This is a genomic window from Actinomadura sp. NPDC048394, assembly GCF_040651755.1.
GTDB lineage: Bacteria > Actinomycetota > Actinomycetes > Streptosporangiales > Streptosporangiaceae > Spirillospora > Spirillospora montaniterrae.
Genome location: NZ_JBEZJL010000005.1, coordinates 70,930 through 92,457, shown reverse-complemented (window position 1 = coordinate 92,457; position 21,528 = coordinate 70,930). Strand labels below are relative to the sequence as shown.

General features: G+C 73.8%; 22 protein-coding genes and 1 pseudogene. 13 read left to right on the top strand and 10 right to left on the bottom strand.

Annotated features, from left to right (window positions below; genetic code table 11):
- The first annotated feature begins 81 nt into the window (after nucleotides 1-81).
- Together AB0C78_RS04460 and AB0C78_RS04455 are read left to right on the top strand one after the other, a co-directional pair.
- Complete coding sequence (locus tag AB0C78_RS04460) at nucleotides 82-852, top strand: GNAT family N-acetyltransferase (protein WP_360741558.1); 771 nt, start codon at nucleotides 82-84, stop codon at nucleotides 850-852.
- A 135-nt stretch (nucleotides 853-987) separates the two neighbouring features.
- Nucleotides 988-2,343: a HAMP domain-containing sensor histidine kinase gene (locus AB0C78_RS04455; RefSeq protein WP_360741556.1), complete on the top strand. Its 1,356-nt coding sequence runs from the start codon at nucleotides 988-990 to the stop codon at nucleotides 2,341-2,343.
- Between the two features lie 10 nt (nucleotides 2,344-2,353).
- Here the strand turns inward: AB0C78_RS04455 and AB0C78_RS04450 are convergent, their stop codons facing one another.
- The 4 genes from AB0C78_RS04450 to AB0C78_RS04435 form a co-directional block, all read right to left on the bottom strand.
- Nucleotides 2,354-3,499 (bottom strand): sigma-70 family RNA polymerase sigma factor, encoded by a 1,146-nt coding sequence (locus AB0C78_RS04450; RefSeq protein ID WP_360741830.1) that lies wholly within the window; start codon nucleotides 3,497-3,499, stop codon nucleotides 2,354-2,356.
- A gap of 5 nt (nucleotides 3,500-3,504) precedes the next feature.
- Nucleotides 3,505-3,912: a YciI family protein gene (locus tag AB0C78_RS04445; RefSeq protein ID WP_360741554.1), complete on the bottom strand. Its 408-nt coding sequence runs from the start codon at nucleotides 3,910-3,912 to the stop codon at nucleotides 3,505-3,507.
- A gap of 232 nt (nucleotides 3,913-4,144) precedes the next feature.
- Entirely contained in the window at nucleotides 4,145-4,684 is a 540-nt protein-coding gene (locus AB0C78_RS04440) for a DUF1062 domain-containing protein (protein ID WP_360741552.1), read from the bottom strand.
- 332 nt (nucleotides 4,685-5,016) lie between these two features.
- Nucleotides 5,017-6,309, bottom strand: coding sequence for a hypothetical protein (locus tag AB0C78_RS04435; RefSeq protein WP_360741550.1), 1,293 nt, complete (start codon nucleotides 6,307-6,309; stop codon nucleotides 5,017-5,019).
- 284 nt (nucleotides 6,310-6,593) lie between these two features.
- Here AB0C78_RS04435 and AB0C78_RS04430 point away from each other — a divergent pair, with 284 nt between their 5' ends.
- A complete protein-coding gene (locus tag AB0C78_RS04430) occupies nucleotides 6,594-7,946 on the top strand; it encodes a tyrosine-type recombinase/integrase (RefSeq protein ID WP_360741548.1) in 1,353 nt (450 codons plus the stop codon).
- Nucleotides 7,947-7,964: 18 nt separating this feature from the next.
- Here the strand turns inward: AB0C78_RS04430 and AB0C78_RS04425 are convergent, their stop codons facing one another.
- Nucleotides 7,965-8,723, bottom strand: coding sequence for a methyltransferase domain-containing protein (locus AB0C78_RS04425; protein WP_360741546.1), 759 nt, complete (start codon nucleotides 8,721-8,723; stop codon nucleotides 7,965-7,967).
- Nucleotides 8,724-8,792: 69 nt separating this feature from the next.
- Here AB0C78_RS04425 and AB0C78_RS04420 point away from each other — a divergent pair, with 69 nt between their 5' ends.
- A complete protein-coding gene (locus tag AB0C78_RS04420) occupies nucleotides 8,793-9,299 on the top strand; it encodes a helix-turn-helix domain-containing protein (RefSeq protein WP_360741544.1) in 507 nt (168 codons plus the stop codon).
- Between the two features lie 16 nt (nucleotides 9,300-9,315).
- On the opposite strand, the gene AB0C78_RS04415 is transcribed toward AB0C78_RS04420, so the two are convergent.
- Entirely contained in the window at nucleotides 9,316-9,684 is a 369-nt protein-coding gene (locus AB0C78_RS04415; protein WP_360741542.1) for a hypothetical protein, read from the bottom strand.
- Between the two features lie 445 nt (nucleotides 9,685-10,129).
- Nucleotides 10,130-10,750: pseudogene (locus AB0C78_RS04410) on the bottom strand (FAD/NAD(P)-binding protein); the annotation flags it as partial.
- 199 nt (nucleotides 10,751-10,949) lie between these two features.
- On the opposite strand from AB0C78_RS04410, the gene AB0C78_RS04405 reads away from it, so the two are divergent.
- Nucleotides 10,950-12,050, top strand: coding sequence for a helix-turn-helix transcriptional regulator (locus AB0C78_RS04405; RefSeq protein ID WP_360741540.1), 1,101 nt, complete (start codon nucleotides 10,950-10,952; stop codon nucleotides 12,048-12,050).
- A gap of 61 nt (nucleotides 12,051-12,111) precedes the next feature.
- Here AB0C78_RS04405 and AB0C78_RS04400 read toward each other — a convergent pair whose 3' ends face one another.
- Entirely contained in the window at nucleotides 12,112-12,831 is a 720-nt protein-coding gene (locus AB0C78_RS04400; protein ID WP_360741538.1) for a TioE family transcriptional regulator, read from the bottom strand.
- Between the two features lie 91 nt (nucleotides 12,832-12,922).
- Here AB0C78_RS04400 and AB0C78_RS04395 point away from each other — a divergent pair, with 91 nt between their 5' ends.
- Both AB0C78_RS04395 and AB0C78_RS04390 read left to right on the top strand, forming a co-directional pair.
- Nucleotides 12,923-14,074: an erythromycin esterase family protein gene (locus AB0C78_RS04395; protein WP_360741536.1), complete on the top strand. Its 1,152-nt coding sequence runs from the start codon at nucleotides 12,923-12,925 to the stop codon at nucleotides 14,072-14,074.
- Between the two features lie 37 nt (nucleotides 14,075-14,111).
- The gene (locus AB0C78_RS04390; RefSeq protein WP_360741534.1) at nucleotides 14,112-14,714 is read left to right on the top strand and encodes a MarR family transcriptional regulator; all 603 of its coding nucleotides are present in this window, start codon (nucleotides 14,112-14,114) and stop codon (nucleotides 14,712-14,714) included.
- Here the strand turns inward: AB0C78_RS04390 and AB0C78_RS04385 are convergent.
- Nucleotides 14,711-15,304, bottom strand: a complete 594-nt coding sequence (locus tag AB0C78_RS04385; RefSeq protein ID WP_360741532.1) for an XRE family transcriptional regulator — start codon at nucleotides 15,302-15,304, stop codon at nucleotides 14,711-14,713. The genes AB0C78_RS04390 and AB0C78_RS04385 overlap by 4 nt on opposite strands.
- Nucleotides 15,305-15,383: 79 nt before the next feature.
- Between AB0C78_RS04385 and AB0C78_RS04380 the strand changes: the two genes are divergently transcribed.
- The 5 genes from AB0C78_RS04380 (at nucleotide 15,384) to AB0C78_RS04360 (ending at nucleotide 19,470) form a co-directional block, all read left to right on the top strand.
- Complete coding sequence (locus tag AB0C78_RS04380) at nucleotides 15,384-16,403, top strand: NAD(P)/FAD-dependent oxidoreductase (RefSeq protein WP_360741530.1); 1,020 nt, start codon at nucleotides 15,384-15,386, stop codon at nucleotides 16,401-16,403.
- 67 nt (nucleotides 16,404-16,470) lie between these two features.
- Nucleotides 16,471-17,097: a helix-turn-helix domain-containing protein gene (locus AB0C78_RS04375; RefSeq protein ID WP_360741528.1), complete on the top strand. Its 627-nt coding sequence runs from the start codon at nucleotides 16,471-16,473 to the stop codon at nucleotides 17,095-17,097.
- Nucleotides 17,094-17,654, top strand: a complete 561-nt coding sequence (locus AB0C78_RS04370; RefSeq protein WP_360741526.1) for a carboxymuconolactone decarboxylase family protein — start codon at nucleotides 17,094-17,096, stop codon at nucleotides 17,652-17,654. The genes AB0C78_RS04375 and AB0C78_RS04370 overlap by 4 nt, the downstream gene beginning before the upstream one ends.
- Nucleotides 17,655-17,818: 164 nt before the next feature.
- Complete coding sequence (locus AB0C78_RS04365) at nucleotides 17,819-18,238, top strand: YciI family protein (RefSeq protein WP_360741524.1); 420 nt, start codon at nucleotides 17,819-17,821, stop codon at nucleotides 18,236-18,238.
- Complete coding sequence (locus AB0C78_RS04360) at nucleotides 18,235-19,470, top strand: sigma-70 family RNA polymerase sigma factor (protein ID WP_360741522.1); 1,236 nt, start codon at nucleotides 18,235-18,237, stop codon at nucleotides 19,468-19,470. Before AB0C78_RS04365 ends, AB0C78_RS04360 begins: the two co-directional genes overlap by 4 nt.
- Nucleotides 19,471-19,473: 3 nt before the next feature.
- On the opposite strand, the gene AB0C78_RS04355 is transcribed toward AB0C78_RS04360, so the two are convergent.
- On the bottom strand, nucleotides 19,474-20,331 hold the full coding sequence (locus AB0C78_RS04355) for a helix-turn-helix transcriptional regulator (RefSeq protein WP_360741520.1): 858 nt from the start codon (nucleotides 20,329-20,331) through the stop codon (nucleotides 19,474-19,476).
- A 145-nt stretch (nucleotides 20,332-20,476) separates the two neighbouring features.
- Between AB0C78_RS04355 and AB0C78_RS04350 the strand changes: the two genes are divergently transcribed.
- On the top strand, nucleotides 20,477-21,520 hold the full coding sequence (locus AB0C78_RS04350) for an aldo/keto reductase (protein WP_360741518.1): 1,044 nt from the start codon (nucleotides 20,477-20,479) through the stop codon (nucleotides 21,518-21,520).
- The last annotated feature ends 8 nt before the right edge of the window (nucleotides 21,521-21,528 follow it).

Sequence of the window (21,528 nt, the reverse complement as noted above, 5' to 3'; positions counted from 1 at the left end):
CGCCCCCAAGGCGGCCCTGGTCGATCGAGGGCGCGGAAAAGCCGTCGCGGCGCGGTGGTGCGGGTCATTACCCTCCGCCGGATGAGTGAGGATCTTCTGGCCGCCTATGACGAGCACCTGCGCGGGACGGGCGTTCCCGCGCAGGGCGCGTGGATCGAGCAGGACGGGCCGCTGCTGCGGGTCGTCGGGGAGCACCGCGGATTCGTCACCGGCCCGCGCGATCTGTCCGGGCACGATGTCGACGCTCTCATCGCCGCGCAGACCGCCTTCTTCGGCGCCCGCGGCGAGGCCGTGGAATGGAAGGCGCGCGGCCACGACCTGCCCTGCGACCTGCCCGAACGGCTGCGAGCCGCCGGATTCGTCGCCGAGCCCACCGAGACGGTCGTGATCGCCCGCATCGCGGACCTGCCGGCCGCGGCGCCCGCGCCCGAGGGCGTGGTGATCAGACGGGTCGGCGGCGAGGCGATCCCCGCCATCGTGGAGATGGAGTCGCAGGTGTGGGGACGCGACTGCGGCTTCATCGGCGACCATCTGGCCGGCGGGCTGGCCGCCGCCGACGACCGGCTGGCGATCTTCACGGCCGAGGCCGCCGGCCGGGTCGTCGCGGCCGGCTGGGCGGCGCTCCGCGAGGACGGGGTGTTCGCGTCCCTGTGGGGCGGGTCCACGCTGCAGGAGTGGCGAGGCCGCGGGATCTACCGGGCGCTCGTGGCCGTCCGGGCGCGCCTGGCCGCCGAACGCGGCTACCGGTACCTGCAGGTCGACGCCTCCGCGGACAGCCGTCCCATCCTGGAGCGCCTCGGCTTCACCGCCGTCACCACCACGACCCCCTACGTCTGGTCGCCGCCGGCCTGATCCCGCCGAAGGCATCTCGCTGACCTGCGGTGATTAGCGGCCGACGGCCTCGGGGAGGCTGCGGTGTGGGAGGGGTGCCGGGTGGGGAGGTCTCGCGCGCGTTCGTGGCCGCGGTCGATCCGCGGCAGGGACACGGTGATCGCCGCGGTCGTGTCCGCGCTGGTCCTCACGGTGCTCGCCGTCGGCATCGACCTGCTCGTCCGGTCCAACGAGCACGACTTCGCGTTCGCGCAGACCGAGCTCGCCGGGCGGCGGATCAGCGCCGCGGTGCGGCAGCGGACGCTGCCCAGCCCGATCCCCCCGGGCGCCGGCGGCGTCCGGTTCATCCAGGTGGTCGGTCCCGACCGGCGGATCCTCAACGCCAGCCCGGCCGCCGCCGGCCGGCCGCTTCTCAGCTCCGTCGTGCCTCCCCCGGCCAACCGGGTCCAAGAGTTCACCCGGTGCCCGGCGCCCGGCGGGGACTGCCTGACGATCGTCGCCATCCGCGTCACCCCCGCCTCGGACTCGGCGGTCGTCTACGCCGGACGCCCCCTCCCGACGATCCTGTCCAGCCCGATCCTGGAGCTGCTCCTCGCCGGCTGCGTGGTCGCGCTCACCGCCCTGGCGTCCTGGACGACCTGGCAGGTCGTCGGCCGCACGCTGCGTCCCGTCGACGACATCCGCACGCAACTGGCCGAGATCACCGTCAGCGACCTGTCCCACCGCGTCCCCGAGCCGCCGGGCGACGACGAGGTCGCACGCCTCGCCCGGACCGCCAACGCCACCCTCGACCGGCTGGAGCGATCCGTCCGCATCCAGCACCAGTTCGCGTCCGACGCCGCGCACGAGCTGCGGACCCCCATCGCGGGGCTGCGCGTCAACCTCGAGGACCTGGCCATGCACCCGCAGGACACCGACGTCGAGACCGCCGCCCAGGCGGCGCTGCGCTCCGCGGACCGGCTGGAGAGCATCGTCGCCGACCTGCTGCTGCTCGCGCAGATCGGCACCGGAGCCGACCTGGCCGAACCGCTCGACCTCACCGGCCTGGTCGAAAGCGGGATACGGGACCACCAGGCGCCCACCGCGCGGAACTCCGCCGTCCCGATCCGGCCGCGGCTCACCCCCCGCGTCCGGGTCCAGGGCGTGCCCGCGCAACTGCAACGCCTCCTGGACGGCCTGCTCGACAACGCCCAGCGCCACGCCACCGCGGCCGTCGAGGTCGAGCTCGTCTCCGACCACGACCACGCCGCCCTCACCGTGGCCGACGACGGCCCCGGAATCCCGCCCGAGGACCGCGAGCGCGTCTTCGAACGCTTCACCCGCGTCGACACCGCGCGCAGCCGCGACGCCGGAGGAACCGGCCTGGGCCTCGCGATCGCCCGCGAGATCGCCTCCGCGCACCGCGGCACCCTCACCATCGACGACAGCCCGTCCGGCGCGCGCTTCACCCTCCGCCTCCCCCTCCTCGCTCCCCCGCCCGACGGCGTCCCCCGGAACAGCGCAGCCTCCTAGGAGCCTGCGGTCACGGTCGCGGCAGCTGCCGCACCCGGGCGGCCTCGCGGGTGAGGTGGTCGCGTTCCGGGACGCTGGTCGCCGCGCGGGAGGCCTCGGCGTACAGCTCGGCGGCCTGCTCGAGGTCACCGGCGCGTTCGAGCAGGTACGCCCTCGCCGCGGCGTAGCGGGGCAGGCCGGGGCTCACCTCGGCCAGGGCCGCCAGGCCGGCCTGCGGCCCGTCGGCCTCGCCGACCGCCACCGCGCGGTTGAGCCGCACCACCGGGCTGCCGGTGAGGAGCAGCAGCTCGTCGTACCACTCCACGATCTGCACCCAGTCCGTCTCGCAGGCCGCCTGGGCGTCGGCGTGCAGGGCGGCGATCGCGGCCTGCGCTTGGTATTCGCCCAGCCGGTCCCGGGCCAGCGCGGCCTGCAGGATCGTCACCCCCTCGGCGATCAGGCCGGTGTCCCAGCGCGACCGGTCCTGCTCGGCGAGCGGCACCAGGCGGCCTCCCGCGCCGGTACGGGACGCGCGCCGCGCATGATGCAGCAGCATGAGCGCGAGCAGCCCCGCCACCTCGGGCTCGTCGGTCAAGCCGGCGAGCTGGCGGGTGAGGCGGATCGCCTCGGCCGCCAGGTCGACGTCCCCGCCGTACCCCTCGTTGAACACCAGGTACAGCACCCGCAGCACGGTGGCGAGGTCACCGGCCTGGTCGAACCGGACGGACGAGACGGTCCGCTTGGCCCTGCTGATGCGCTGGGCCATGGTCGCCTCGGGCACCAGGTAGGCCCGCGCGATCTGCCGCGTGGTCAGCCCGCCGACCGCGCGCAGCGTGAGCGCGACGGCCGAGGCCGGCGTCAGGGACGGGTGCGCGCACAGGAAGTACAGCTGGAGCGTGTCGTCCACCGCGCGGCCCGGGCCGGGCGGCGGCTCGTCCTCGACGCGCATCTCGCGGTCGCGGCGGGAGGCGTCGGCGCGCGCGGCGTCGAGGAACTTGCGCCACGCCACGGTGACCAGCCAGCCCTTGGGGTCGCGCGGCGGATCGTCCGGCCACGCGCGCAGGGCCTCGACCAGGGCTTCCTGCACGGCGTCCTCGGCCGCCGCGAAGTCCGCTCCGCGGCGGCCGAGGACCCCGATCACGGCCGGGGTGAGGGTCCTCAGCAGGGCCTCGTCCACCATGCTCATTCCGTGATGGTCGGCGGCGCGGTCAGGAGCGGGCGCACCTCGAGCCACTCGTGGATCGGCTTCCCGCCCGCCCCCGGAGCCGCGGACAGCTCGCCGGCCAGCTCCAGCGCCCGCTCGTAGGTGTCGACGTCGACGATCATCCACCCGGCGATCAAGTCCTTGGTCTCCGCGAACGGCCCGTCGGTGACCGGCGGCCGCCCCTCGCCGTCATAACGGACGAACGTGCCCTCCGGGGAGAGCGCCTGGCCGTCGACGAACTCGCCGGTCGCCTCGAGCCGCGCGGCGAAGTCCTGCATGAACTGCATGTGGGCCGAGATCTCCTCCGGCGTCCACTGGTCCATCGGCACGTCGTTGACCGGTGCCGGCGCACCCCGGTAGTGCTTGAGCAACAGGTACTTGGCCATCGTGTTCTCCTCGATCCGGTCCGGCCATTGTGGCCGTGGTTCACTGCGGGGACGGAGCCGCACGCGCGTTCTCGACATCCCATCGGGACTTTTTCTGACGGGCTTCGGCTCGCTCGCTCCGCGTGCATCGGGGTCGCCCGGGGGCGCCTCCATGTCGTCGGAGGCGCCCCCGGGCGAGGTGCATCTCGTGCGGAGGCCGCAAGGGAACGCGCCTGCCGCGACTACATCCCCGCTAGTCCGCGGGCATCACGGTGAACCTGAACCCCGAAGTCGTCGGACGGCGCAGTGGGGTGTCGCACTTGATCCGGCGCAGCGCCTCGTTCCTGCTGAGGCCGAGCCTTTGCGCGATGAGCCGGTCCGGGCGCACCGGAACCGGATCCTCGAAGACGACCTCCACGTGGACCGGCCACGCCTCGTCGACCGATGTCGGCGGGGCGTCCAGGCGCCAGGCGCCCGTCCAGTCCAGGGTGAAGCGGTTGCGACGGGCGAGCAGCGGATCCAGCAGCCTGGACGCCACCAGACCCGGATCGTTGACGCGGTAGCCGCGGAGCTCGGCCGGATCGAGGGATCTCACCGGGACGCGCTCGTGCACGGTGACCTTGCTCGTCCGGCCGCAGGACACGCAGCGGACCAGCAGCCACACGTCCAGCAGCTTGCCGTTGGAGTTGACGCGGAACCTGCCGTCGCCGGTGGTGGCGGACTCCGCGCGGCAGTCCGCGCACCGCAGCGACAGCAGAGGCAGCCTGGTCCGGCGGACGACCCAGGGCAGCACGGTATGAGGTTGTGAAGACATGATCTCTCTGGACCTGACACGAGGCCGATTGCGCGCGGCCTCGGACGCTGTACGGCCGGGCGCATCAGGGCAGCCCGGCAGAGCCGACGACGATGCGTCGGCTACAGATGAGCGAAGAAAGTGTCAGGTCTAAAGAGCAGGCGGCGTCACGCGGTTCTGTCCTCTGTCCTCACTGCGATGGGGCCGCGGGCAACCTACGGGAACGCCGAAGGAAGATTCAATAGGTTTTCCGCCCGACGCTCTTTGAAGCTCACCTGGCCCCAGTCGGTCGCAGCGTCATGGCGCCGATCACAAGCCCAGGTGGATGAGCGTCACCTCGGCTCAGTGTCTCGGGGATCGGCGCTGGTCGTACCGGTTGCGGACGAGCCGTCGGCCCGCTCCGGGACGGCCGCTTCGGTTCGGGCGTGCTCGGCGCGGATGGCTCGTTCGAGATGTGCGGTGGCCGCCGTTTGGGCGGCGTCGCGTTCTGCGGTGAGGGCGTCGACCTGCGCCTGCAGCCGCGTGGTCTGGACGAGCAGGTCCTCGCGGGCGGCGTCGCGTTCACCGTCGGCGCGCTCGACGGCCTCCCGGGCACGGACGTCGGCGGCGCGGGCCGCCTCATCGGCGGTGGTGAGCGCGGCGCGCAGCCTTGCGAGTTCGTCGTGGGCGGCGGCCAACTCGGCGATGGTCTCGGTGAGACGGGCTTGGACTTCGCTGAGCCGGGTCTGGGCTTCGGTGAGCCGGCCGGTCTGCTGGTCGAGCCGAGTGCGGGTGTCCTGATGCTCCTGGCGGGCCGAGTCCAGGGCCCGCTGCATCTCGTCGCGGATCTGCTCGACGCGGCGGCTGGCCCGCTCCGCCTCGTCACGAGCCTGCGCGAGTTCGCGTTCGGTGGCCTGCAACCGCGCGTGCGCGGTGTCGTACTGCTTCTGCAGGGTGCGCGCGGCCTCCTCGGCGGACTGGCGGGCCGCGGTCTCGGCCTGGGCGGTGGCGCGCGCGGCGGCGGCGACCTGTTCGGCGGCGAGTGCGCGTTCCTCGGCGCGCTCTTGTGCCTGTCCGGCGGCGGACGCGGCGGCGCGGGCGGCGTCATGGCCCTGTTCGGCGCGGCGCCGCGCGTCCTCCGCGGCACGCGCGCGCTCTTCGGACTGCGCCGCCTGCTGCTCCAGGGCAGTGTTGCGGTCGACGACGGTGGCGATGATCTCCTCGATGCGGTCGGCGGCCTGCGCCTCCCGGTCAGCACGGGCGCGGGCGTCGGCCGCGGCCTGGGTGAGCACCGCGCGCAGCGCGGCGAGGGGCTCCTTGACCGCGGCCGCCGAGAGGCTGCGGCCTGCGGCGTGCGCCTCGGCCTGGCAGTCCTTGAGCGTCCGGCCGTCGGCGTCGCGCTCGACCGGGCAGTACTCCGGCCGTCGCCCCCGGGTCTTGGGCGGGCGGGGCAGCGGGGTGTCGCAGTGCTTGCACCGGCCCCACGGTGCGGACGGATCCGCCCCGGGCGGCAGCCTCCGCCCCTGCGTCTCCTCCTGCTCTTCCGGGTCCGCCGTCCGCGCCGTCTCGGTGTGGCGCGCGCCGGTCGGCGGCCTGCTCGCGGGAACGGCCGGGCCGGGACGGGCGGGGATCTCACGCTCTGCCATGCCGATCATGCTCCCACAAATCTCGAGGCAAGAAATGAAAACACGCTGCATGATTTCTCTGACAAGAAATCAGCCCAGCGCATAATCCGGGTTATGCGCTACGCTGCCGAGGTGATCGACACGCACCGCTCCGCGCCACCGCAGGCGCCTTCGGAGCACCACCCCGTCCTGCCGGCGGACGACGACGAGCGACACAGGCCAGCCGGGCTCGGCCGCCGAGGCGGCTTCGGGGCCCGGTCCGGCGCACCCAGTTCGGTCGCCTGCTCGTGGTGGAAAGAGCGGTCGTGACCTCGAACGATGCGGCGAACGACGCCGTGGACGGCAGCCCGACCGGCGCCGCTGCGGACGGTGCCGTCGCCGAGGAGGCCGCGGTCACCGCCGTGCAGCGGACCGTGCCCGTCTCCGGCGAGCCGCCCGGTGAGCGCCGGGAGGAGACAGGAGAACCGCTGGAAGGCGTCGTTCTGGCCCCCGCCGATCCGGAGTCCGCCGGCGCAGCAACGCGGGGAACACAGGGATCGCCCGGTTCAGGTGAGGCGACCGACGCCGCTCCCCCGGTGGTGGCGGACGCCGGGCCCCTGGCGCGCCCCGCCGCCCCGCTGGCCGCCGACGCGCTGGCCAAACTGGACGCCGACCTCGGGCAGGTGCAGGTCGCCCGGATCGGCGGGCGGCGGATCTACCGGCGTCGGATCGAGCTGCTGGCCGAGGCGTGCACACCGCGGACGTTCGCGCTGGTGCTGGACTGGCTGAGCAGCACCCGCCGCGGCTCGGCCGCCACCAAGCGCACCTACGCCGACGACCTGCGCCGCGTCTGGGCGCCGCTGGCCCGCGAACTCGGCCACGAGGCGTTCTCCGTCGGCTGCCTCACCCGCGAGCATGTCCGGATGTGGCGGCTACGGCAGGAGGCCGCAGGTGTCGCGTCGCGCAGCATCGGCCGCTACGTCGCGTGCCTGTCGTCGCTGCACGTCTACGCCGCCGGGCGGATGGACCCGCCTCCAGTCAATCCGGTCACGCAGGACGACCGGCCCCGCGTCACCGCCGAGCGCACCGCGGGCTCCACCCCGGTACTGGAGGTGGACCAGGTCCGCGCGGTGGCCGCGTGCGCGTCCGGCGAGCTGGACCTGCTGGTGGTGCTCCTGCTGTACAGCCTGGCCGGCCGTGTCACCGAACTGTGCGCAGCCGATGTGACCGACCTCGTCCGCGACGGCGACCGTACCGCCCTCACCGTCACCCGCAAGGGCGGCAAGCGCCGGACGATGCCGTTGCCGCACCGCTGCGCGGACCTGCTGCGCCGGCACGTCGGCGACCGCACGCGCGGGCCGCTGCTGCTGGACGCCAAGGGGGATCGGCTGGACCGGCACGACGTCGACCGCATCACCACGCGGCTCGGGCGCGCCGCCGGCGTGCTGCCCGGCCGGGACCTCACCCCGCATGTCTGGCGCGCGTCCCGCATCACGCACATGCTCGACGCCGGGGTCCCGCTCGCCGAAGTGCAGGAGTTCGCCGACCACGTCGATCCCGCCACCACCGTCGGCTACTGGGAACGCCGCACCAAGCGTCAGCGCGCCACCGCTCACGCCGACCAGGCCGCCGGAATCTTCGACGATCTGTTCCCGTCCGACGCCCCTCCGGTCGGGTAGCCCGAAACGCTCCGCTCGTTACTGCCTGCGGGCGTGGCCGAGGTAGGTGACGATCGGCTTGCCGTCCGGCTCGAGGACGAACCGCGTCATCCCCGGGATCGCCTCGTCGTCGATCCTTCCCTTGCGGCGTGCGACGGTGGCCCGGACCAGGTCGAGGACGTTGGCGGGCTTGAAGGAGCAGACGTCCTCGTTCCGCAGGCCGTGTGCGGCGAGCGTGGCCGCGACCTCCTCCGGTGGGCGCAGCCGCGCGGCGCTGTAGCGGCCGCGCGGCATGATGCGGGTCTGCGGCAGCGTCTGGAAGGCGCCCAGGTAGATCAGCCGGGACACCGGCGTCCGGTTGACGGTGTCGTAGAACAGGACGCCGCCGGGCCGCAGGAGCCTGGCCGCATGCGCGACGACCCGGTCGAGGTCGCCGGTGATCTCGAAGGTGTCGGCGTAGAAGACGACGTCGAAGGACGAGCCGGCCAGCCCGGGATCCTCGGCGGGCGCGGTCGCGTACTCGACGGCCTCTCCGCTGCCCGCCTCCTGCGCCATCGCGGTCGCTTCAGCGGACGGGTCCAGCGCGACGACGTTCAGGCCGAGCCCGGCCAGCCCTCGAGCGAGCAGGCCTCGCCCGCTGCCGACGACCAGTGCGGACCGCCCGGCCGGCTCGATCCCGAGCCGGCGGAGGGTGGAGCTCACGTACTCCAGCCGCACATCTTGGAACGTGAGGGCCCGGATGTGGCGTCCGTCGATCGCGCCGGGCGCCCGCGAGTCCAGTTCGATGGTCGGTCCCATGCCACCCCTCCTGAGTTCCCTTAGGAGACTCATCTTAGTCCCCTAAGGGAACTCAAGTAGGCTCAGGGGGTGACCAGGACCCCGCTTACCGACGTTGCGTGCTCGATCGCACGTGCCACCGACCTGTTCGCGGACGCGTGGACGGCGCTCATCATGCGGGACGTCCTGGTCGGCGTCACCCGCTTCGACGACCTGGCCCGCGACCTGGGCGTCTCGCGCAAGGTCCTTGCCGCCCGGCTCGCCCGGCTGGTGGAGGAGGGCGTTCTCGTCCGCGAGCGCTACCAGGACCATCCGCCTCGCGAGCACTACCTGGCAACGGAGAAGGGCAAGGAGCTGTATCCCGTCCTGCTCGCCCTGATGCGATGGGGCGACCGCTGGTACGGGGAATCCGGCCCGCCCGTGCGCATCCACCACCTGGAGTGCGGCCACGACACCGAAGCCGTCACCACGTGCGTCCATTGCGGACACGAACTCACCGCCGACAACACCACCCAACTCCCCGGCCCCGGCGGCCGCGTCGGCCCCGGAACCCAGGTCATCGGCCCGCTGATCGCCCGCCGCGCCCCCTCGCCCTGACGCGTTCGCATCGACGTCAAGGTGTCCGGAGCGCCACGGCGGCGCGGGACGCCTGCGCGACGACGCCGGCGATGCTCGAGGTGATGAACGAGCCGCCGCCCGCCAGGTCGCCGACCACGTGCACGCGCGGGTCGGTGGGAACCACGCCGCCGGACGGGTGGAGGGTGGCCAGACCGACGCGCTCCAGCGATCGGACCAGAGGTTGGGCCGCGCCCGGGACCGCGTGCGCGGGCGCGTTCACGGCGTTGACGACGACGTGCGCGGTGTGCTGGCCCCGGGCGTCCCGCACCCGGAACCGCCCGTTCACCGGCTCGACCGCAGTGACGCCGGAGGAGACGGTGAGCTGGCCGGAGTCCAGGAGCCGCATCAGGATGGACGCGTTCACCGGAACCATGGGCGAGGCGACGCTCGTGGCCGTGCGGTGATGGCGCCGCAGCCATGCGCGGTCGGGTGCGCAGCAGACGCCAGGCGTAAGGGCCGACGGTGTGCGCCGTCTCCTGCAACACGCGGCGGCCGATCCGGGGGTCGTCGACTGCGGCGATCTGCTGCCGGAGGCGCCGGACCGGGTCGTCCGTCCGCGTGCTGCGGAGCTGTGCGGCGAGTTCGTCGAAGTCCTCTCCCGCGTCGGCCAGTTCCTTGCGCAGCAGGCCGGCGAGGTCGTCGAGCGCGAGGTGTCCCTGTGCGTCGTGGAGCTTCGCCACCTGCTCGACGGTCACGTGCACGGGACGCCGACCGTCCGGGCGCTGCCAGACGTACGGGAGCACCCCGCTGCGCGACAGCAGCGTGATCCGTCCCGGGTACCGGCGCGCGGCGAGCGCCACGACGACATCGACGGCCGTCAGGCCGCTGCCGATGACCGCCACATCGTCGCCGGCGGCGACGTGGTCGAGCGTGCCGGCGAGCGGATAGGGATCGGCAGTGAAACCCGCTTGGCCGGTAAGCCCGTACGGGTCCGGGGGCGCTCCCCCGCCCAGGCACAGCGCCACGCGGTCGGCCTCGTGCTCCTGCCCGTCGTCGGTGCGCAGGACCAGACGCGTACCGGACCGGACGGCGGCGTCGGTCACCCGCGCGGCCACGACGCGCACGGGCCAGCCCTTTTCGCCCAGAGCCGCCACGGCCTTCTCCGCCGAGTGGACCAGGTACTCGCCGTAGACGGCGCGCGGGACCAGCGGTTGGCCGAGGAGCGGGTCGATGTGGTCGGCACCGCGCTTTCCGAGCCAGGCTGCGAAGTGGCCGAAGTCGCCGCCCCGGACCGACATGAGCGCGGGTGGCGTGTTGACCAGAACCGCCTCCAGGTCCGGGACGTACGGTCGTCCCCGCCACAGGTGCGGTGACGGCTCGAAGACCGTGATGGTGCCGGTCCCGCCCACGGCGGCGGGGCCTTCGGTGGCGGCGAGCGCGTCCAACAGGCCGACGGCCGCCGCGCCTCCCCCGACGATCGCGATGTCCATGTTCTCCCTCTCCGGTGGTCGTGTGCCACCGACCCTGCCGGTCCTCGCCGGGGCGCCCCATCCCCGGTTTCCGGGAGATCGGCGACGCACGACCCCCTCAAACGAGGGGGTCCGTGCCGTGCCGCCGCAGGGCAGGCTGGGGTGTGGACGGTGCGATGATCCGGGCAGGCGGGCCGGCCGATCAGTTGAGGAGACGTGCATGACCGATCGACATCGACCGGTGCTGGCAGCCGCCGGACAGGCCGCCGACGCTCTGGAACTGTTCGGCCGCGTCTCGGCCCGGCTGCGGCGGCTGGTGCCGTTCCACTCGGCCGTGTGGACCGCCGCCGACCCGGAGACCGGCCTGATCACCGCACCGATGCTGGTGGAGAACCTCGGCTCCGGCGAGGGCTGCGCCGCCTACTGGCGAAGCGAACTGCTGGAGGAGAACGTCCTGCCGTTCCGCGACCTGGCCCGCGCCTCCGTACCGGCGGCAGGGTTGCGCGCGGCCACAGGTGATCTGCCCGCCCGCAGCGCCCGGTTCCGGCGGCTGCTGCTCGGCCAGGGCGTGCACGACGAGTTGCGCGCCGTGCTCCGAATCGGCGACCGGCCGTGGGGCCTGGTGAGCCTGTTCCGCACCACTGACGCCTTCCGTCCGCACGAGACCGACCTCGTCGCCGGCCTGTCCCGTCCGCTGGCCGAGCGGCTGCGCACGTTCGCCCGTCCGCCCGCGTCCGCGCCCGGCACCGATTCCCCGGCGTCCGGCCTGATCCTCTTCGACTGGGCCGGCGAGGCCATATCGGCCAACGACGAGGCGCGGCACCACCTCGCGCGGCTGCCGAAGGGACCGTCGTTCCCCACACCGCTGGGGCTGGAGCTGCCGATCTGGGTGATCGGCACGGTGCTCCAGGCGCGCGCCGTCGCCGACGGCTGGGACCGCGGCAGCGCCCGCGCGCGCATCCGGACCACCGACGGCCGCTGGCTGACCTGCCACGCCTCGGGCCTCACCGGACCCGGCGGCCGGTCCGGCCCGGTGGCCCTCGTCATCGAGCCCGCCACACCCGCCGACCTGGCGGTCCTGGTCGCCGAGGCGTACGGCCTGACCTCGCGGGAGCTGCAGATCACCCAGCTCACCGCGCGCGGGATGAGCACCGCCGAGATCGCCGCGGCACTGTTCATCTCGCCGCACACCGTCCGCGACCACCTCAAGACGATCTTCATCAAGGCCGGCGTCTCCAGCCGGGGCGCGCTGGTCGCCCGCTTGTTCACCGACCACTACTGGCCCGCGCTGTCAGAACCGGCGTCCTCCCCCCGAACCTGACCCGGCCGCAGCGTGCCCGGCGCCGGGGATGCTGGCTGCTTTTCCCGGCTGGTCGGTCGGGTCAGTGAGCGGGAGTGGTCGTGTTGCGCATGGACAGGTAGTGGCTCAACTGGACGGACGCGTCGAGCATGGCGAGGCCTTGCGCGGTGAGTTTGCGCTGCCAGCCGTCCAGGGCGGCGGCGAGGGCACTCGTGCCGCCGGCTTGCCGGACCTGCTGGACCACGGTGCGGATGTGGCTCAGCGGGTAGCCGCCGCGTCTGAGGAGATGGGTGAGTTCGGCGTCGCGGATGTCGCCGGCGTGGAAGACGCGGTAGCCGGTGGCCCGGTCCCGGGCGGGGGTGAGGATGCCGGCCGCTTCCCAGTTGCGCAGGGTCGCGGGCGTGATGTCGAGCCGGTGCGCCAGTTCGCCGATGGTGCGGCTCTCCGCGCGGCCTGCCGGGCCCGGGCCGGTACCGGAGTCCGCGATCAGGTGGCCGACCGCGTCGCGCACCGCGCGGAGGGTGTCCCGGTCGCGGAGCAGCCGTCCGTGGCCGCGGTCGATGGTCTGGAGGGCGCCGTCGAGGTCGTCGCCGTGGACGGCGTTCATGATCCGGCCCGCCGCCGCGTGCCCGTACGCGGGGACGAGCGCGAGGTAGGCGCGCAGCGCCGCCGCGTGCGCCTCGGTGTAGATCCGGTATCCGGTCGGCGTGCGCTCGGCGGGCGGGAGGAACCCGTCCTGCTCGTAGTTGCGGACCGCCTGGGTCGAGATGCCGTGCTCGCGGGCGAGGTCAGCTGGTCGCAAGGGTCATCACCGATTTGAGACTTTACAGAGCCTACCGAGCATTATTGCGGTCTAAGTTTCAACCGACTTTTCAAAGTTACGATTGTGGCACATGACCCAGGACATCTGCGGGTTCGTACCCGCGTCATGCGAACTGCTCGGGCTCGGTGAGCCGACGCATCTGGAACCGGCCTTCGGACGGGTCCGCAACGAACTGTTCCCCCGGCTGGTCGAGCGCGGCTTCCGGTCGATCGCCCTCGAGACCGACCGGGTGGCCGCGCTCGCCGTGGACGACTTCGTCCAGCACGGCACCGGAAGCCTCGACGCCGCGATGCGCGAGGGCTTCTCGCACGGCTTCGGGGACCTGGACGCCAACAGGCGGCTGGTCGCCTGGATGCGCGAGTACAACCAGGGCCGTCCCGCAGCGGAGCGTGTCGCCTTCCATGGCTTCGACGCGCCGATGGAGACGACCAGCGCGCCCAGCCCGCGGGCCTACCTCGAGCACGCCCGCGACTACCTGGCGCTCGATCTCGACATCGCTGGCCTGGCCGGCGAGGACGGACGCTGGAGCCGCATGGAGGCGGTCATGGACCCGGCCATGTCGGTCGGGGAGACACCTGAGGCGGTGAGGCTGCGGTCGATCGCCGACGACATGCTCACCGCGCTGTACGCACGCGCACCGGAGCTGATCGCGGCGACTTCACGCGCCGAGTGGCACAGGGCCAAGACGCACCTCACCGCCGGTCTCGGCCTGCTGCGGTATCACAAGCAGGCGGCCCAGCGCCTGGAGCAGGCGGCACGCATTTCCCTCCTGGGAGGCATCCGGGACGCGCTGATGGCGCAGAACCTGCTCGACATCCGCGGCATCGAGGCCAGGCGAGGACCGACGCTCGTCTTCTCTCATAACCGCCATCTGCAGCGGAACATCTGCGTCATTCCCATGGGGAACCTGGAGCTCACCTGGATCGGCGTGGGCGCCATTCTCGCGTCCTTGGTGGACGAGCAGTACGCCTTCATCGCCGGCAGCCTGGGCCGCAGCGAGATCATCGGCCTCCAGGAACCGGATCCGGACACCTACGAGGGCTCCCTGCAGAGCCGCATCGGCACGTGGGGCCTGGTGGAGGCCGCCTCGGTCGCCGCCGCCGGCACCCGCGCCGACGCCGCCCGGCAGCAGGCCTACTTCCCCCTCGACCGGGAGACCATCGACGGAGCGGACGCCGTCCTGCACATCACCGACGCCTCGGCGGCCGCCCCGAACCCGTAGCAGGGCCGGCACGGGGAACGGCGATAGGTTCTCGGGTGTGAACGACACCCCGGACGGCGCCCCGGACGCCTCGGACGCCTCGGACGACGCCTTGGACGTGGACGCCTTCACCACCGCGATCGAGAGCTTCAACCGGTTCTACATCCGGATCCCGATGCTGGAGAAGCTGCCGTTCACGACGCTGTCGGTGCTGGACACGCTCGCGGCCGGCGGGCCGATGCGGATGACCGACCTGACCCGGACCGAGCAGGTGAGCCAGCCCGGCATCACCCAGCTGGTGTCCCGGCTGGAGCGCGACGGGCTGGTGGCGCGCCGTCCCGACCCGGACGACGGGCGCGCCGTCCTCGTCCACATCACCGAGGCGGGCCGCCGGATCATGCGGTCGCGCCGTGAGGACCGGACGCGGCACCTGGCGCCGCTGGTCGACCGGCTGACCGGCGAGCAGCGGCGGGCCCTCGCGGACGCGCTGCCCGTGCTGGCCCGCCTCGCCGAACTCGGCCGCGCCGAGACGGGGCGCGGCGAAGCAGGGCGCGGCGAAGCAGGGCGCGGCGAAGCAGGGCGCGGCGAAGCAGGGCGCGGCGAAGCAGGGCGCGGCGAAGCAGGGCGCGGCGAAGCAGGGTCCGGCGCGGCCGGGCGCTAGCCGGATGCCTTGGCCTTGGGGCGGGCGCGCAGGTGGGCGCGCTCGCCCTGGCTGCCGAACAGGACGAGGAACTCGACCGGGTCGGCGTCGACGGCGCCGAACCAGTGCGGCAGCCGCGTGTCGAACTCGGCGGCCTCGCCGGGTGACAGGACCAGGTCGTGCTCGCCGAGGAGGATCCGCAGCCGTCCATTGAGGACGTAGAGCCATTCGTAGCCCTCGTGGGTCTGCGGCGTGGGCTCCCTGCGCTCGCTGCCCGCGGGGATGACGAGCTTGTAGGCCTGGATGCCGCCGGCGCGGCGGGTCAGCGGCAGCATCGTCATGCCGTTGCGGACGACGGGCCGCAGGTGGATGCGCGGGTCGCCGGTGGGCGGCGCGTCGACGAGTTCGTCGAGGGTGACGCCGTAGGCCTTGGCCAGCGGGAACAGCAGTTCCAGGGTGGGGCGGCGGGCGCCGGACTCCAGCCGCGACAGCGTGCTCACCGACACGCCGGTCGCCGCCGACAGGTCGCTCAGCGTGATCTCGCGCTCGGTGCGCAGGGCGCGCAGGCGGGGGCCGACCGCGTCGAGCGCCTGGCCGAGTTCGTCGTCCATGCGGCCAGTTTGCCATATCGGCAACGAGGTTTGCGGTTCTCGGGCCCCGGTCCGCATAGTGGCCGCGGAGGTGGTCGAGATGACCGAACGGCTGAGGGACGCCTATGACGTGGTGGTGGTCGGCGGCGGCGCCGCGGGCCTGAACGGGGCGATGATGCTGGCGCGGTCGCGGCGGTCGGTCGTGGTGGTCGACGCGGGCGCCCCGCGCAACGCGCCCGCCGAGGGCGTGCACGGGCTGCTGGCCCGCGACGGGATGCCGCCGGCCGAGCTGCTGGAGCGCGGCCGGGCCGAGGTCCGCCGCTACGGCGGGCAGGTGGTGGCCGGGACGGTCACCGAGGCGGCGCGCGTCGGCGGCGGTTTCACCGTCGGCCTCGCGGACGGGCGGACCGTCCGGGCGCGGCGGCTGCTGGTGACCACCGGCCTGGCCGACGAGCTGCCGGACGTGCCGGGCCTGCGCGAACGCTGGGGCCGGGACGTGCTGCACTGCCCGTACTGCCACGGCTGGGAGGTCCGCGACCAGGCGATCGGCGTGCTGGCGACCGGTCCGATGTCGGTGCACCAGGCGTTGCTGTTCCGGCAGCTCAGCGACGACGTCGTGGTCTTCGCGCACACCGCGCCGCGTCCGTCGGACGAGCAGGCCGAGCAACTGGCGGCTCGGGGCGTCCGTGTGGTGGACGGCGAGGTGGCCGGCCTGGAGATCGCCGACGACCGGCTCGTGGGCGTCCAGCTGGCGGACGGGACGGTGGTCGCCCGCGACGCGCTGGTGGTGGCGACCCGGATGACCGCCCGCGCCGGCTTTCTCGCGGGTCTCGGGTTGCGTCCGGTGGAGCATCCGTCCGGCATGGGCGAGCACATCCCGGCCGACGCGGTGGGCCGCACCGACGTGCCCGGGGCGTGGGTCGCGGGCAACGTGACGGACCTGTCCGCGCAGGTCGGTGCCGCGGCGGCGGCGGGCGCGATGGCGGGGGCGCAGATCAACGCCGACCTGGTCGCCGAGGAGGTCCGGGACGCGGTCGCGGCGCGCCGGGCCCCGTTCTCGGCCGAGTCCGAGGCGCGCGCCGCCGAGGCGGTGATGAGCGACAGCCGCCACGGCCTGTGAGCGGGGCCGAAGCGAGACGGTTGCGCGGAAGGCCTCCTCCGTGTCATCTTGGAATGGTTGTTCCAAGATGACACGGAGGCCGGAGCGGATGCCCGACGTCAAGCATTTCGACCCGGACGCGGTGCTGGAGCAGGTGGTGCGGCTGTTCTGGCGGCGCGGCGCCGCGTCCACCGGCATCGCCGAGGTGGTGGCGGAGACGGGGATCAGCCGGTCCAGCCTGTACGCGACGTTCGGCGGCAAGCGCGAGCTGTACCTGGCGGCGCTGCGCGGCTACGTGGAGCGCCATTCGCGGCCGGTGTTCGACCGCCTCGCGGCCGACGGCCGGGGTCTGCCCGCGATCGCGGGCTTCTTCGCGGGGCTGATCGCCGCCCGCTGCTCGGGCGAGCACGCCCGCTGGGGATGCATGGTGTCCAACGCGCACGCGAGCCTGGACGGCGCCGAGGACGACGACGTCCGGCGGATCCTGGACGCCCACCACGACGGGTTGTACGCGGCGATGCACGCCGCCTTGCGGGCCGCCGACCGGCAAGGCCAGTTGCGTCCCGGCCTGGACGTCGACGGCACCGCGCAGACCCTGGCGCTGCTGGCCTACGGCGTGAACCTGCGCTCGCGGGCGGGCGCGCCGGCCGCCGCCCTGACCGCGTCCGTCGACGCCGCGCTCGCCTCCCTGACCCCCGATGAGGAGAACCGATGACCGAGTTCGCCGTGTACGACGAGACCGACGCCCCCGAAGCAGCCCGCCCGCACCTGGAGGCGGCGAAGAAGCGGATGGGGTTCGTCACCACCCTCAACGGGGTGATGGCCGAATCGCCCGAACTGCTGGCCGGATACAACGCGCTGTCGGAGCTGTTCGGCAAGTCGTCGCTGCCCAGGAACGCCAAGCACGTCGTGTGGATCACCGCGAGCGTGCTGAACGGCTGCGAGTACTGCGTTGCGGCCCATTCCACGCTCGCGCTGCGGTCGCGCGTCCCGGCCGAGGTCGTCGAGGCGCTGCGCGGCGGGCGCGCGCTGGACGACTCGGCGCTGGAGGCGGTCCGCGTGTTCACCGGCGCGATGGTCGAGCAGCGCGGCTGGGTGGACGACGCGCAGATCGAGGCGTTCCTGGCCGCCGGTCACACCCGCCGCCACGTCCTGGACATCGTCCTCGGGATCGGCATGAAGACGCTGTCGAACTACACCAACCACATCGCGCACACCCCGCTCGACCCCGCCTGGCAGGACCAGGAATGGACGGCGCCCGCACCCGCGTGACGCGGCACCGCCCTGGTGGGTGACGCGGCGTCCCGCCGGGTACGCCGGACATCGTCGCGGCCCCGTGCCGAAATGCCGCCGGGGTGTCGAAGCGCCGCCGGCGGCTCCGACGTTCCCGGTGAGAGGCGCCCGGAGCGGGGCGCCGGGCACGAGGGAGAGCGGACATGAAGTACATGATCATGCTGTACGCGTCGCAGCGGGACTACGACGCGATGGCCGGGAACGTCCCGGAAGGCGGCACGGCGTGGACGCCGGAGGACTTCGCCGCGATGGGCGCGTTCATGGAGGCGTTCAACGACGACCTGGTCGAGTCCGGCGAGTTCGTCGACGCGCAGGCCCTCGCGGCGCCGGTGCACACCCGCCGCTTCCACACCGAGAACGGGGTCCCGGTCGTGACGGACGGCCCGTACCCCGAGACGGCGGAGGTGCTCGCCGGGTACACGGTCGTGGAGTGCGCGAGCTTCGACCGGGCGAGCGAGATCGCGGCGCGGCTGGCGGACTGTCCCGGTCCGGCGGACGTGCGGGCCCGCGCGTTCGCCGACCTGCGGCCGCTGGTGGACGGCCGCGCCGACCTGGAGCCGTGACCGACCCCGAATTCGAGGGCCTGCTGCGCCGGCTGGCGCCGCAGGTCCTCGGTGCGGTCGTCCGCCGGTACGGGCATTTCGGCACCGCGGAGGACGCCGTGCAGGAGGCGCTGATCGCGGCGGCGGCGCAGTGGCCGCGCGACGGCGTCCCCGATGATCCGCGCGCCTGGCTGATCCGGGTCGCGTCGCGGAAGCTGACGGACCTGCTGCGCGCGGAGCAGGCGCGGCGCCGCCGCGAGGACGCCGTCGCCGCGTGGGCGCTGCCGGAGGAGTGGCTGTCGCCCGCGGCCGACAGCGTCGCGCCGGACGCCGACGACACGCTCGTGCTGCTGTTCCTGTGCTGCCATCCGTCGCTGCCGCCGGAGGGGCAGATCGCGCTGGCGCTCCGGTCGGTCGGCGGGCTGACCACCGCGGAGATCGCCCGCGCGTTCTTCGTGCCGGAGCCGACGATGGCGCAGCGGATCAGCCGCGCCAAGCGCCGGATCCGCGACGGGCGCGTCCCGTTCCGGCTGCCCGACGCGGCCGAGCGGCCCGCGCGGCTCGCCGCCGTCCTGCACGTGCTGTACCTGGTGTTCACCGAGGGGTACGCGAGCACGTCCGGGCCGGGCTTGTACCGCGGGGAGCTGTCGGCGGAGGCGATCCGGCTGGCGCGGATCGTGCACCGGCTGCTGCCCGATGACCCGGAGGTCGCGGGGCTGCTGGCGCTGATGCTGCTCACCGACGCGCGCCGTCCCGCCCGGACGGCGCCGGACGGGAGCCTGGTCCCGCTCGCCGAGCAGGACCGCGGGCGGTGGGACGCCGCGCGCATCGCGGAGGGCACCGCGCTGATCGACGCGGCGCTCCCCCGCGGCCCGGCGGGCCCGTACCAGCTGCAGGCCGCGATCGCCGCGCTGCACGACGCGGCCGGGGCGGCGGAGGAGACCGACTGGCCGCAGATCGCCGCGCTCTACGACGTGCTGGTGGAGATCTCGGCGAACCCGATGGCGGCGCTCAACCGCGCCGTCGCGGTGGCGATGGCGCGGGGCCCGCACGCCGGCCTCGCCCTGGTGGACGGCCTGGAAGGGGACGAGCGGATCGGCGGCCACCACCGGCTGCACGCGGTCCGCGCGCACCTGCTGGAGATGTCCGGCGACACCGCCGCCGCGCGCGCGTCCTACCTGGACGCCGCGCGCCGCACGCACAGCCTGCCCGAGCAGCGCTACCTCAACGGCCGGGCCGCGCGCCTCGCGTGACGCTCACCGCACCGGCACGCTCTGCCGCGTGGCGGCCAGCAGCCGCAGCGCGGTCTGGGACGGGGAGTCCTGCTCGACGGTGTGCGCGATCAGCGCCTGGTCGGGGTCGTCGGGCAGCCGGAGGGTCTCGAAGCCGAGGTCGAGGGTGCCGACGACGGGGTGCCGGTAGAGGTAGCGGCCGTGCGTCTTCTCCTTGAGGCCGTGCTCGGCCCAGATCTCGCGGAACTCGGGGCTGGCCGCCGACAGCTCCCCCACCAGCGCGGCGGCGGCCGGGTCGCCGGGGTGGCGCCCGACGTCCAGCCGCAGGTAGCCGACGATGTCGGCGGCCTTGCCGCGCCAGTCGGCGTACAGGCTGCGCATGCCCTCGTCGAGGAACACCAGGCGGGCGAAGTTGCGCTCCTCGGGCGGCAGGGCGCCGAAGTCGGTGATCAGCGCGGCGGCCAGGTCGTTCCAGGCCAGCACGTTGGTGTAGCGGCCGACGACGTAGACGGGCACGTCGGTGGTGGAGTCCAGCAGGCGCCGCAGTCCGGGCCGGACCTGCTGGGGCTGCGGCGCGGGCGCGCCGGCGGGCTCGGTGTAGGGGCGCGCCAGGCGGTACAGGTGGCCGCGCTCGACGTCGTCGAGCTGCAGGGCGCGGGCGACCGCGTCCAGGACGGCCTCGGAGAAGTGCAGGGTGCGGCCCTGCTCCAGCCGGACGTAGTGGTCGACGCTGACGCCCGCGAGCCGGGCCAGCTCCTCGCGGCGCAGGCCGGGGACGCGGCGCCGGCCGCCGTAGTCGGGCAGTCCGAGTTCCTCGGGCTTGAGCCGGGCCCGGCGTGAGCGCAGGAACTCCCCGAGTTCCGCTCGCCTGTCGAGTGCCATGCACCGATTATCCCGTGCCGTCCCGCCGTTCCGGGGCCGCGGACCCTGGTCACGCGGTGCCTAGGCAACGGCCGCCACTGGGTGGGGCCGCGCCCGCCGACGACAGTGATCACCACGAACTCCCGCAACCGGAGGAGCAAGGGAAATGATCACTACGCGTCCGCTCGGCGGCACCGGCATGGACATCACCACGGTCGGGTTCGGCTCCTGGGCGGTGTCGGGGCCGGGGTGGCGGTTCACCTGGGGCGACACCGACGACGCCGAGTCCGTCGCGGCGATCCGGCACGCGATCGGCTCGGGCGTCAACTGGATCGACACCGCCGCGGTGTACGGGCTCGGCCACTCCGAGGAGCTGGTCGGCAAGGCGATCGCCGGGATGCCCGAGGGCGAGCGGCCCTTCGTCTTCACCAAGGCGGGCCTGGTCTGGGATCCCGCCGACCCGCAGGCGGCGCCGCGGCGGATCATGAGGCCGGCGAGCGTCCGCCGCGAGGTGGAGGACTCGCTGCGCCGCCTCGGGGTGGAGCGCATCGACCTGTACCAGGTGCACTACCCCGACACCGGCGAGTCGCTGGAGTACGCCGGCGACGGCCACGGGGCGGTGTCGCCGAACGCGACGCCGCTGGAGGAGTACTGGCAGGTGATGGCCGATCTGAAGGCCGAGGGGAAGGTCCGGGCGATCGGGCTGTCCAACCACTCCCCCGACCTGCTGGACCGGGCCGAGAAGGTCGCGCACGTGGACGCGGTCCAGCCGCCGTTCTCGGCGATCAACCGGTCCGCGGCCGCCGAGGTCGCCTGGGCGCGCGAGCACGGCACCGGCGTGATCGCGTACTCGCCGCTGCAGTCGGGGCTGCTGACCGGCGCGTTCTCGGCCGAGCGGGTCGCGTCGCTGCCCGCCGACGACTGGCGCACCGCGCACCGCGACTTCACCACCGGGCTGGCGGCGAACCTGCGGCTGGCGGGCGCGCTGCGGCCGGTCGCGGAGCGGCACGGCACGACGGTCGCCGAGGTGGCGATCGCGTGGGTGCTGGCCTGGCCCGGCGTCACCGGAGCGATCGTCGGCGCCCGCCGGCCGGAGCAGGTGGACGGCTGGATCGGCGCCGGGTCGGTCGAGCTGACGGCCGCCGACCTGGACGAGATCGCCGCGGCGATCACCGCGTCCGGCGCGGGCGGCGGCCCCGCCCGTCCCTGACACCGTCC

Bases quoted from the DNA above. Each gene is read 5' to 3' on its own strand.
- AB0C78_RS04375 (WP_360741528.1), top strand. From the start codon at position 16,471: ATGACACGGAGGCCGGAGCGGATGCCCGACGTCAAGCATTTCGACCCG.
- AB0C78_RS04395 (WP_360741536.1), top strand. From the start codon at position 12,923: ATGACCCAGGACATCTGCGGGTTCGTACCCGCGTCATGCGAACTGCTC.
- AB0C78_RS04355 (WP_360741520.1), bottom strand. From the start codon at position 20,331: ATGGCACTCGACAGGCGAGCGGAACTCGGGGAGTTCCTGCGCTCACGC.
- AB0C78_RS04385 (WP_360741532.1), bottom strand. From the start codon at position 15,304: ATGGACGACGAACTCGGCCAGGCGCTCGACGCGGTCGGCCCCCGCCTG.
- AB0C78_RS04445 (WP_360741554.1), bottom strand. From the start codon at position 3,912: ATGGCCAAGTACCTGTTGCTCAAGCACTACCGGGGTGCGCCGGCACCG.
- AB0C78_RS04365 (WP_360741524.1), top strand. From the start codon at position 17,819: ATGAAGTACATGATCATGCTGTACGCGTCGCAGCGGGACTACGACGCG.
- AB0C78_RS04435 (WP_360741550.1), bottom strand. From the start codon at position 6,309: ATGGCAGAGCGTGAGATCCCCGCCCGTCCCGGCCCGGCCGTTCCCGCG.
- AB0C78_RS04350 (WP_360741518.1), top strand. From the start codon at position 20,477: ATGATCACTACGCGTCCGCTCGGCGGCACCGGCATGGACATCACCACG.
- AB0C78_RS04405 (WP_360741540.1), top strand. From the start codon at position 10,950: ATGACCGATCGACATCGACCGGTGCTGGCAGCCGCCGGACAGGCCGCC.
- AB0C78_RS04425 (WP_360741546.1), bottom strand. From the start codon at position 8,723: ATGGGACCGACCATCGAACTGGACTCGCGGGCGCCCGGCGCGATCGAC.
- AB0C78_RS04460 (WP_360741558.1), top strand. From the start codon at position 82: ATGAGTGAGGATCTTCTGGCCGCCTATGACGAGCACCTGCGCGGGACG.
- AB0C78_RS04370 (WP_360741526.1), top strand. From the start codon at position 17,094: ATGACCGAGTTCGCCGTGTACGACGAGACCGACGCCCCCGAAGCAGCC.
- AB0C78_RS04380 (WP_360741530.1), top strand. From the start codon at position 15,384: ATGACCGAACGGCTGAGGGACGCCTATGACGTGGTGGTGGTCGGCGGC.